This is a genomic window from Streptomyces odonnellii (genome assembly GCF_000981895.1).
GTDB lineage: Bacteria > Actinomycetota > Actinomycetes > Streptomycetales > Streptomycetaceae > Streptomyces > Streptomyces odonnellii.
The window spans coordinates 1-10,782 of record NZ_LATD01000551.1 but is presented as its reverse complement, the minus strand read 5'-3'; the positions used below and the strand labels follow the sequence as shown (position 1 = coordinate 10,782).

Annotated in this window: 9 protein-coding genes; 2 read left to right on the top strand and 7 right to left on the bottom strand. The window is 71.9% G+C overall.

Annotated features, from left to right (window positions below):
- Positions 1-260: 260 nt before the first annotated feature.
- Positions 261-725, bottom strand: a complete 465-nt coding sequence (locus WH07_RS34890; protein WP_046509084.1) for a hypothetical protein — start codon at positions 723-725, stop codon at positions 261-263.
- Between the two features lie 157 nt (positions 726-882).
- Positions 883-1,218: a peptidase gene (locus WH07_RS34885; RefSeq protein ID WP_046509076.1), complete on the bottom strand. Its 336-nt coding sequence runs from the start codon at positions 1,216-1,218 to the stop codon at positions 883-885.
- A 123-nt stretch (positions 1,219-1,341) separates the two neighbouring features.
- On the opposite strand from WH07_RS34885, the gene WH07_RS34880 reads away from it, so the two are divergent.
- A complete protein-coding gene (locus WH07_RS34880) occupies positions 1,342-3,690 on the top strand; it encodes a protein kinase domain-containing protein (protein WP_046509074.1) in 2,349 nt (782 codons plus the stop codon).
- A 191-nt stretch (positions 3,691-3,881) separates the two neighbouring features.
- Here WH07_RS34880 and ilvD read toward each other — a convergent pair whose 3' ends face one another.
- From ilvD to WH07_RS34860, 4 genes are all read right to left on the bottom strand, one after another.
- Positions 3,882-5,732, bottom strand: coding sequence for a dihydroxy-acid dehydratase (gene ilvD / locus WH07_RS34875; protein ID WP_046509072.1), 1,851 nt, complete (start codon positions 5,730-5,732; stop codon positions 3,882-3,884).
- 109 nt (positions 5,733-5,841) lie between these two features.
- On the bottom strand, positions 5,842-6,453 hold the full coding sequence (locus WH07_RS34870) for a TetR/AcrR family transcriptional regulator (protein WP_046509069.1): 612 nt from the start codon (positions 6,451-6,453) through the stop codon (positions 5,842-5,844).
- Positions 6,454-6,502: 49 nt separating this feature from the next.
- Positions 6,503-7,471 (bottom strand): sugar phosphate isomerase/epimerase family protein, encoded by a 969-nt coding sequence (locus WH07_RS34865; protein ID WP_232789168.1) that lies wholly within the window; start codon positions 7,469-7,471, stop codon positions 6,503-6,505.
- 262 nt (positions 7,472-7,733) lie between these two features.
- On the bottom strand, positions 7,734-8,669 hold the full coding sequence (locus tag WH07_RS34860) for a Ppx/GppA phosphatase family protein (protein WP_046509067.1): 936 nt from the start codon (positions 8,667-8,669) through the stop codon (positions 7,734-7,736).
- 40 nt (positions 8,670-8,709) lie between these two features.
- Between WH07_RS34860 and WH07_RS34855 the strand changes: the two genes are divergently transcribed.
- Entirely contained in the window at positions 8,710-9,579 is an 870-nt protein-coding gene (locus WH07_RS34855) for a hypothetical protein (protein WP_063775886.1), read from the top strand.
- 131 nt (positions 9,580-9,710) lie between these two features.
- Here the strand turns inward: WH07_RS34855 and WH07_RS41885 are convergent.
- Positions 9,711-10,782, bottom strand: a 1,072-nt coding sequence (locus tag WH07_RS41885) for a BACON domain-containing protein (protein WP_408645988.1), incomplete at its 5' end; no start/stop codon positions are given.

Here is a 10,782-nt window from a genome sequence, read left to right as displayed (position 1 = left end):
GAGAGGGCGCGATTGGTCATACGTCCATCCTGACGGCGCGGGGGCGCGGGGTGCCGGGGCGGACGGTGGTGGGGGTGTGGTGCTGCGGCGGGGGCCGTGGCCGACGGCCGGCTGCCGGTCTGCCCTCAAACGCCGGACGGGCCGCGTGTGGTGTCACTCGAAACCGGCGTCCTCAAACGCCGGACGGGCTTGGTCCGGCCGCCGGACGGACTTGGCGCCGCCGCCGGACAGGCGCGGCTCCATCGCCGGACCGGCCCGGATCAATCGTTGGACGGGCGCGACCTGGCCGCGCGCGACTTCTCGTACTCGCGGCGGCGCAGCGACTCGCCGGGCGCCTCCTTCAAGGAACGGAGGAAGTAGGCCGCCAGGGAGCCGATGAAGCCGATCGCCATCGCGCCGCGCAGGGATTCGTCGCGGTCGGCGTCGGCCGGGCGGCGGCGGTAGCCGTCCCAGGTGCGGCGGAAGGCGATCGCGCCGCACACCCCGAACATCACCACGACCAGCCAGCCCACGAAGCCGCCCACGTTCGCGGACTCCAGGCCCTGGTAGGCGAAGCGGAGGACGAGGCAGGCGGCGACGGTCGTGGCGAGCGAGCCGAAGGAGACCGCTATACGCCGTGCCGGGTAGCCGCGGTCGTGGGCAAGCCAGCTCGTACCGAAGAATCGGATCGCCTCGGGCTCGGGGCCGCCGCGGCCACGGCCGCCGTCATCGGCGTCCACGGCCACGACGGCCCCGGCGTGCCCCTGCCGCTCGCGCGGCTCTCGCCGTGCGGGCCGCTCGTGCTGCTCACGCTGTTCGGAGTGATCGCTCACGGGCTGATTATCCCCGTGCTATTCCCGTGCGCGATTCACTCCCGCGTGAGCATCGGTATCGGATGAGGCATCAGGTGCAGCGGACGGTGATATAGCCGTCGCTGCCCGTGTGCACATAAGCGTCCGACACATACTGGCCGTTGGCGATGTTGTCCCAGATGTTGGTTGTGCCGTAAGGGCCGGTTACCCATTCCCCCGGCTTCTGGCAGTTGATCGGGACGCTCGCGCCATAGGCGAGCACCCTCACGAGCTGGTAGTTCGTACCCGGGCCGCTGCGCACATTCAGCCGATAGCCCGGCGCGATCGGATAGCGTGTGGCACCGGCCGCCTGCACCGCCACCTCTACTTCCACCTCCGTGTCTTTCGCAACGTTCTCCACGGAGTTGTCAACCTCTTCGACTGCCATTCGGTCCTCCCCCATTGAAGGTGCACAATCTGCTCGGCAGGCTAGCAACCCATGGCTGGATCGCACGCATCATCGACTAGGCTCCGTGCGTCGCGCTCGCGCACGAATACACGGGGGTGGGCGATGCCACCACTGCGCCATACCGGGTCGGCCCCGGAAGCGGAACGTCCGGAATACGCCGGTCAATACCTGCTCGAAGCTGCCCTGGGATCGGGCGGCATGGGGGTGGTCCATCTCGCCACCTCCGCTTCCGGGTTGCGGCTGGCCGTCAAAGTCATCCACACCAACCACGCTTCGGATCCGGAGTTCAGAGCCCGGTTCCGCCAGGAGGTCACCGCGGCGCGCAGAGTGAGCGGGGCGTTCACCGCGCCCGTCGTGGACGCGGATCCGGAGGCGGAACGGCCCTGGATGGCAACGCTGTTCATCGACGGACCGACCCTTTCCGAGCGGGTGAAGCGGAACGGGCCCATGAACGCGGGGGAATTGTTCCGGCTCGGCGCCGGACTCGCCGAAGGGCTGCGGGACATCCACCGGGCCGGAGTGGTGCACCGGGATCTCAAACCGAGCAATGTCCTATTGGCGCCGGACGGCCCCAAGGTCATCGACTTCGGTATCTCCCGCCCTACGGACAGTGATCTCCGCACGGAGACGGGCAAGCTGATCGGCACTCCGCCGTTCATGGCGCCCGAGCAGTTCCAGCGGCCGCGTGAAGTCGGGCCCGCCGCCGATGTGTTCGCGATGGGCGCGGTGCTTGTGCACGCGGCGACCGGGCGCGGGCCCTTCGACTCGGACAGCCCGTACATCGTGGCGTACCAAGTCGTCCACAACGAGCCGGACCTGGACGGGGTTCCGGCGAGCCTGCTACCGCTGATCAGCCGGTGTCTGGCGAAGGATCCCGCGGAACGGCCCACGCCGGACGAGCTGATGTCCGCGCTGCGCGCGCCGGCGCAGGACACGGGGGAGATACGGGGCGTACGGCCGCTCGTACCCGCGCCGCGGCGCGGGCCGGGACCGGCCGGGGACGAGGATCCGGATTCCACGCATCACCCCGGGAGTGACGAGTCCGGGTCCCGTACGACGCGGCTCAGGGCGGGGCGGACCCCGGCCGGCGAGGACGCGCCGGGTGCGCGGGGCGCTTCCGATACAGCGGGCGCTTCGAGTGCGGCGGGCGGTTCGGAAACGACAGGCGCGGCGGGCGCTTCCGATGCGGCAGGCGCGGCGGGCGCTTCGGAGGACTCCGCCGTCCCGGCCCGTAACCGCCGCTTCCCGCACGCCCGTTGGCTCGCGGTCGCAGTGGCGGTGGCGGCGCTGGCCGCGGCCGGTTTCATCGGGGTACAGGGGGGAGGCGAAGACACCGTGCACCCCGCGCCGCGCACCCAGGCGGACGAGGCGTCCCGCCCGTGGACCGCCGTGCTGGGCACCGGCAAGGGCACGAACCCCATGCCCGTCTGCTCCGCCGGGGGCGCCGCCGTCTACTGCACGGCCCCCGGCTTCAAGGCCGCCCGGCTCAGCGCCACGGACGGCGGAGCCGACTGGTCGGTGAAGGACGGCCGCGCCACGACCGACGCCGACGCGGGCGCGGCTCCGGTCCTCTCCGGCGGGCTGCTGCATGTCATCACCCCCGGCGGCGGCAGCCTGGAGGCGCTGGACCCGGACTCGGGTGCCAAGCGCTGGGACGTCGACGTCTCCTCGTACGCCACGGTCCGGCACACCGCCGACACCGTGCTGCTCGTCTCGTACGACGGGCTGGTACGGGCGCTGGACAGCGCGACCGGCGACGAGCGCTGGGAGGCGCGGCGCGGCGGTACCGGTTCGGTGTGGACTTCGGGGAGCGGCGCCGCGGACCCGCTGTTCGCGGTGACGCCGTCGCCGGACGGGACGGCCACGGTGGTGAGCGCCGTCGACCCGGTGGACGGCACGCCGCTGTGGGAGAAGCCGCTGCCCGGGACGCTGACCCCGGCGGGCGCCTCGGACGACGCGCTGTTCCTGCTGTCCAGCGGCACCAATGACATGACGAACGCGGTCGTACGGCTCGACGCGGAGGACCAGGCGGTACGGCGTGTCCCGCTGCCCTCGCCTGTCGACCAGGCCCAGGCGACCGTGGCCGACGACATGGTCTATGTGGTCGGCTACACGGGTTCGCTGGTCGCGGTCGACATGAGTGCCGAGGGAAGTGCCGGCGGGACCGCCCGTCCTGGCCAGCGGTGGCGGCTGGAGACCTCGGTCACCCGGGCGTCGCGCCCCACGGCCTCGGGCAAGTGGCTCTTCATGAGCGCGGGCGACGGACGGCTGCTCGCCGTGGACGCCGGGCGCGGTGTGCTGGTGGGGCAGACCAGGCCGCGGATGGGCGAGGGGCGCGACACGCTGTCGGGGGCGCTGCCGACGCCGGTGACCGTGCCGGGCAAGGTCCTCGCGAGCGCGCCGGACGGGTCGGTCTTCGCGGTCGACAGCCGGGATCCCGCGGGCTGGTGACGACTCTTCGCGCTTCCGGGTGCGAGCCGTGCGCCCCGGGTCCCTGAGCGGGATCCGGGGCGCGCTGTCGTCTCGTACAGAAGGCTCGTACGAAGGCCTGGGCAAAGGGCTCGTACCGAAGGTCGTGCCGAAGCAATCGGACCCGAAGTAATCGGATCGAAGTATCGGACCGGAGGCCCGGACCGGCGGGCTCAGCCCAGCCGGGTCACGTCCCGCACCGCGCCCCGGTCCGCGCTCGTCGCCATCGCCGCGTACGCGCGCAGCGCCACCGAGACCTTGCGGTCGCGGGCGGCCGGTGCGTACACCCCGTTCAGCGCCTCACGACGGGCCGTCAACTCGTCCTCGGGGACGAGGAGTTCGATCGTACGGTTCGGAATGTCGATCCGGATCCGGTCGCCGTCGTGGACCAGCGCGATCGTGCCGCCCGACGCCGCCTCGGGCGAGGCGTGGCCGATCGAGAGGCCCGACGTACCGCCCGAGAAGCGGCCGTCGGTGACCAGCGCGCAGGACTTGCCGAGGCCACGGCCCTTCAGATACGAGGTCGGGTAGAGCATCTCCTGCATACCGGGACCGCCGCGCGGACCCTCGTACCGGATGACGATCACATCGCCCTCGGTGATCTCCTTGCGGAGGATCTTCTCCACGGCGTCCTCCTGCGATTCGCAGACGACGGCCGGGCCCTCGAAGGTCCAGATCGACTCGTCGACGCCCGCCGTCTTCACGACACAGCCGTCGACGGCGAGATTGCCCTTGAGGACCGCCAGTCCGCCGTCCTTGGAGTAGGCGTGGGCGACATCGCGGATACAGCCGTTCGCGGCGTCCGTGTCGAGTGTGTCCCAGCGCTCGGACTGCGAGAAGGCCTCGGCGGAGCGGACACAGCCGGGGGCCGCGTGCCACAGCTCGACGGCCTCGTCGGAGGGCGTGCCGCCGCGTACGTCCCAGGTGTCGAGCCAGTCCTTGATACTCGGCGAGTGGACGGTGTGCACGTCCTCGTTGAGCAGCCCGCCGCGATACAGCTCGCCGAGGATGGCGGGGATACCGCCCGCCCGGTGGACGTCCTCCATGTAGTACGTGCCGCCGGGGGCGACATTCGGCGCGACCTTGGCCAAGCAGGGGACGCGGCGCGAGACGGCGTCGATGTCGGCGAGACCGTAGTCCAGCTCGGCCTCCTGCGCGGCGGCGAGCAGATGGAGGATGGTGTTGGTCGAGCCGCCCATGGCGATGTCGAGCGCCATGGCGTTGTCGAAGGCGGCGCGGGTGGCGACACTGCGCGGCAGCACCGAGTCGTCGTCCTGCTCGTAGTACCGCTTGGTGATCTCGACGACCGTACGGCCCGCGTTCTCGTACAGCGCCCTGCGTGCGGTGTGCGTGGCGAGCACCGAGCCGTTGCCGGGCAGCGAGAGGCCGATGGCCTCGGTCAGGCAGTTCATCGAGTTGGCGGTGAACATGCCGGAACAGGAGCCGCAGGTCGGGCAGGCGTTCTCCTCGATACGGAGGATGTCCTCGTCCGAGACGCTTTCGTTGACGGCGTCGGAGATCGCGTTGATCAGGTCGAGCTTGCGGACCGTACCGTCCACGAGGGTGGCCTGGCCGGCCTCCATGGGGCCGCCGGAGACGAAGACCGTGGGGATGTTGAGGCGCATCGCGGCCATCAGCATGCCGGGGGTGATCTTGTCGCAGTTGGAGATGCAGATCAGCGCGTCCGCGCAGTGCGCCTCGGCCATGTACTCGACGGAGTCGGCGATCAGATCGCGGGACGGCAGGGAGTAGAGCATCCCGCCGTGGCCCATCGCGATGCCGTCGTCGACGGCGATGGTGTTGAACTCGCGGGGCACGGCGCCCGCGGCCTTGATCGCCTCGGAGACGATCCGGCCGACCGGGGCGAGGTGCGTGTGGCCGGGCACGAACTCGGTGAAGGAGTTGGCCACCGCGACGATCGGCTTGCCGATGTCCGCGCTCGCTACGCCCGACGCCCGCATCAGGGCGCGGGCGCCCGCCATATTGCGGCCGTGGGTGACAGTGCGGGACCTCAGCTCGGGCATCGTCGCTCGCTCCTTCAGCGGATCCTTCGGCGGATATGGCTGTGCCCGAGCCTACGCCCCGGCTCCAAGATCTGGACGCCTCGTCCGGTATACGGACCGGGTGTGCTGCTCAGGCCTCGGTCAAGTACCGCTGGATCGTGGGCGCCACCATCGCGACGATCGCCTCGCCGTCCGCGGAGGCCAGCGGCTCGGCCTTGATCACATACCGGAGGAACGCGATGCCGATCATGTGCGAGGCGGCCAGTTCGGCGCGGAAGGTCGGATCCGGCACGTCCAGCTCCTCCGCGATCCGCTCCAGCAGCCGGCGCAGCACGAACGTGCGCAGCACCTTCGCCGCCGTCTCGTGGGTGAGCGCGGAACGGATGATCGCGAGCAGCGGGGCCCTGGTCGCGGGGTTCTCCCAGACGCTGATGAAGTAGCGGGCGAGCCGCTCCCCGATGCCCTCAGGACCGCCCGCCAGCAGGGTGGGCACCACCAGGGCCGGTTCGAAGGAGACCTCGACGGCCGCCTCGAAGACATCGTCCTTCGTACCGAAGTAGTGGTGGACGAGTGCGGGGTCGACACCCGCCGCCTTGGCGATGCCGCGGATGGAGGTCTTGTCGTACCCGCGTGCGGCGAACTCCGTACGGGCCGCCTCAAGGATCTTCTGCCGGGCGCTGGGGCCGGTCTCGGAGTCCTTGCGGGCGGGGCGGCCGCGGCGGCGCGGTGCCGTACCGGTCATGACGTGGTGCCGATCGTGGTCGTGGGGGTGGTACGGGCGGTGGTACGGGTCATGAGGGGTGCGCTCCGGAGGCGCCGGGCGTACGGGACTCGCACGCCGCGGACGATCCCCCGGCGGCAGCGGCGCCCTCGGAGGCAGACGCGCCCTCGGAGGCAGGCTCGGAGGCCTGCGCTTTGGAAGCCGCCGTCTTGGAAGCCGCCGCCGGCCGGGTCCCGGGCCGCACGAGATGCAGCCGTGTGAAGGCCAGCGCCTCCGCCAGATCCGCCTCACGCTCCGCCGCGGACATCGCCCGGCGCGTGTTGACCTCGATCACCACATGGCCGTCGTACGCGTTGGCCGCCAGCCGTTCCAGCAGCTCGGCGCAGGGCTGGGTGCCCCGGCCCGGTACGAGGTGCTCGTCCTTCGCCGAACCCTTGCCGTCCGCGAGATGCACATGCCCCAGCCGGTCGCCCATCCGGTCGATCATGGCCATGGCATCGGTGCGGGCGGTCGCGGTGTGCGAGAGGTCGACCGTGAAGTGGCGGTAGTCGTCCTTGGTGACGTCCCAGTCGGGCGCGTACGCGAGCATCTCGCGGTCCCGGTACCGCCAGGGGTACATGTTCTCGACGGCGAACCGTACGTCCGTCTCCCCCGCCATCCGCCAGATGCCGGTGACGAAGTCCCTTACGTACTGCCGCTGCCAGCGGAAGGGCGGATGGACGACCACCGCCGCGGAGCCGAGCCGCTCGGCCGCCGCCCGCGCCCGCTGGAGCTTCACCCAGGGGTCGGTCGACCAGACCCGCTGGGTGATCAGCAGACAGGGCGCGTGGATGGCGAGTACCGGCACCTGGTGATAGTCGGACAGGCGCCGCAGCGCCTCGATGTCCTGGCTGACCGGATCGGTCCAGACCATGATCTCGACACCGTCGTAACCGAGGCGCGCGGCGATCTCGAAGGCGGTCGCCGTGGACTCCGGATAGACCGAGGCCGTCGACAGGGCGACCTTCGTTTCCGGGACCCGCACCACTGGTTCTGCCACGGAGACAGCGTAAGGGCACCTTCTGGTCCGCCGTGAGCCGATCGGGCGCGCTCGCAGGTCGTCGGGGGTTCCGGGGTGTCTTGCGCGGGGTTGCGGGGTGTCGTACGGGGTCCTGGACGGGCGCTGGCCTGGACGGGCGGGTCCTGGACGGACGGGTCCTGGACCGGCGGGTCCTAGACCGGCGGGTCCGAGACCGGCGGGTCCTACGGCGTCGAGTCCTACGGCGTCGGGGCAGTCCGCGTCCGGTCGGGACAGCCCGCTTCTACGTCGTCGTCGGGAGCTGGTCGAGCCTGCGCAGGATGATGCCCTCGCGCAGCGCCCACGGGCAGATCTCCACCACCTCGATACCGAACAGGTCCATCGCGCCCTCCGCGACCAGCGCCCCCGCCACGAGCTGGGGCGACCTGTCCTCGGACACCCCGGGCAGCCCGGCGCGCTGGGCCGCGGTCATCGCGGCCAGCTTGGGGACCCACTCCTCCAGTGACGTACGGCTCAGTTCGCGCTGTACGTACAGGCCGTCGGCGGAACGCGCCGCCCCGGCGAGACGCGCGAGCTGCCGGAAGGTCTTGGAGGTCGCCACCACATGGTCCGGTGCGCCGAACCGGGCGAATTCACCGACCGTACGGGCGATCTGCGCGCGTACATGGCGGCGCAGGGCCTTCACGTCGACCGGGTCGGGCGGATCGCCGGGCAGCCAGGCGGCGGTCAGCCGGCCGGCGCCGAGAGGCAGGGACACGGCCGCGTCCGGCTCCTCGTCGAGTCCGTACGCGATCTCCAAGGAGCCGCCGCCGATGTCCAGGACCAGCAGCTTTCCTGCGGACCAGCCGAACCAGCGGCGGGCGGCGAGGAAGGTGAGACGGGCCTCCTCCTCCCCGGTGAGCACCTCCAGGTCCACACCGGTCTCGCTTTTGACACGCCCGAGGACCTGCTCGACGTTGGTGGCCTCCCGTACGGCGGAGGTCGCGAAGGACAGGACGTCCTCGCAGCCCTTGTCCTCGGCGGCCTGGAGCGCGTCGGTGATCGTCGCGACCAGCCGGTCGACGCCCTCGGGGCCGATGGCGCCGTCCGTGTCGAGCAGCTCGGCGAGCCGCAGCTCGGCCTTGTGCGAGTGCGCGGGCAGCGGGCGGGCGCCGCGGTGGGCGTCCACCGCCAGGAGATGAACGGTGTTCGAACCGACATCGAGGACTCCGAGTCTCATGAACCGAACGCTACTGCGACCGCGCGCATACGCTGGACCTGTGCCAAAGACGAAAAAGGCGAAGCCGGGCAAAGCCAAGCGCCCGAACGCATATGTTCCGGTGTCCTCCTCCGAATACGGCCCGGACTCCGACGAGAAGGGCCTGGACTTCGCCCGGGCCTGGGTCGAATTCCCCGACCCCGCCGACGAGGACCAGGTCTTCCGCTGCGATCTGACCTGGCTCACCTCGCGGTGGGCGTGCGTCTTCGGCAGCGGCTGCCAGGGCATCCAGGCGGGCCGCGCCGATGACGGCTGCTGCACGCTGGGCGCGCACTTCTCCGACGAGGACGACGAGAAGCGGGTGGCAGGGCATGTGGCGCGGCTCACCCCGGAGCTGTGGCAGTTCCACGACGAGGGGACGGCGAGCGGCTGGACGCAGACCGACGAGGACGGTGAGCGTCAGACGCGGCGCTGGAAGGGGTCCTGCATCTTCCAGAACCGCCCCGGTTTCGCGGGCGGGGCCGGCTGTTCGCTGCACATCCTGGCGCTGCGCGAGGGGCGCGAACCGCTGGAGACCAAGCCGGACGTGTGCTGGCAGTTGCCGGTGCGGCGGACGTACGACTGGATCGAGCGGCCCGACGACACGCGGGTGCTGCGGGTGTCGATCGGTGAGTACGACCGGCGCGGCTGGGGTCCCGGCGGCCACGATCTGCACTGGTGGTGCACCTCGGCGACCTCGGCGCACGGGGCGGGTGATCCGGTGTACAGGACGTACCGGCCGGAGCTGACGGAGCTGATGGGCAAGGCGGCGTACGACGAGCTGGTGGAGCTGTGCGAGCGGCGCATGGCGAGCGAGCTTCCACTGGTGGCACCGCATCCGGCGGACCCGGTGGACCCGCCGCGGGCTCCAGTGGACCCGCCGCGGGCGTAGGGCGAATCCTGCGCAGGCGCAGGTACGAGTCCGGCGCAGGCGCAGGTGCGGATCTGGCACCGGGGTACGGGGCCAGCGCAGGCGCAGGTACCGGTCGGCACCGAGTTACGGGTCCGGCTCGGGGCTGCTCGTCAGACGGGGGTGCCCGGTGACGGGTCCGCAGCGCTCGGTGCGGGGGATCCCGGTGCGGAGGGTCCCGGGTCCTGCGGTGTGGGATCGCCGGGGTCCGTCGGTGTCGGATCGCCCGGGACGGGGCCGGGGTGCGTGGGACCCGTCGTCGGATCGTTCGTGGGGCCCTGGGTCGGGTTCCCGGCCGGGTCTGTCGGGCGCGGCCGGGACGGTCCGCCGGGCGCGGGGCGACCCGGGTGCTGGCCGGGGCTCGGCGGGCGGCCCGTGGACGGCGGCCTGGAGCCATGGCCGTAGATCTTCACCACCGAGCCCGCCGGGCGCAGCGCGATCCCCGCGCTCCAGGGCCCCGACGGTTCGCGCCGGCGGTCCACCGACACCCGGATCGTGCACGACTCGCCGGGGGCGAGCGTGCCGTGGTGGCGGCTCAGCCCGAGCCAGGGCTCGGTGGCGCGCGCGGACCACGCGACCGGGGCGCCGCCGGACGCGCTGAGCGTGATCAGTGTCGTACGGCCGTCCGGTCGCGCCTCCACGGTGATACGGCCGGAAACGGGCTGCCACAGGCTCGCCGAGGCCACCGACGTACCGTCGCCGACGACCTCGACGACGAGCGAGTCCGGGGTGTCGCCGCGGTTGGTGGCGCCTCCGGCGCCCGAGTGGCTCCTGTCGTGCCCGTACGCCCGCCGCTCCGGTTCCGGGGCGCTGACGGCGGGGTCCTCGGTGGGCGCGGTGCGGTACGCCGTGCCGAGCGCGAGCAGGGGCGCGGCGATGACGGTGGCCACGACGGTGCCGGTCATCGCCCGCGCCCGCAATCGCTCACGGCGCGCCGTGAGCTCCCTGGGAGCCAGCGGGAAGCCGTCCCGGCCGAATCGCGGCCCCGCCCCCAGGCCCTTCGGGGCGCGGGCGGCGGCGATGTACGCGGCGGTCCTGGGCGCCTCGACGAGGGGCAGCGGTCCCGGGGAGACCGTCAGGGCGGAGGAGGCGGAGGAGGCGGAAGTGCCGGAAGGAATCGTTTCGCCAGGTGAGACCGGCGAGGAGGGCGGGTCGGCCGGGACGGCTTCCCGCTGGCTCCCAGGG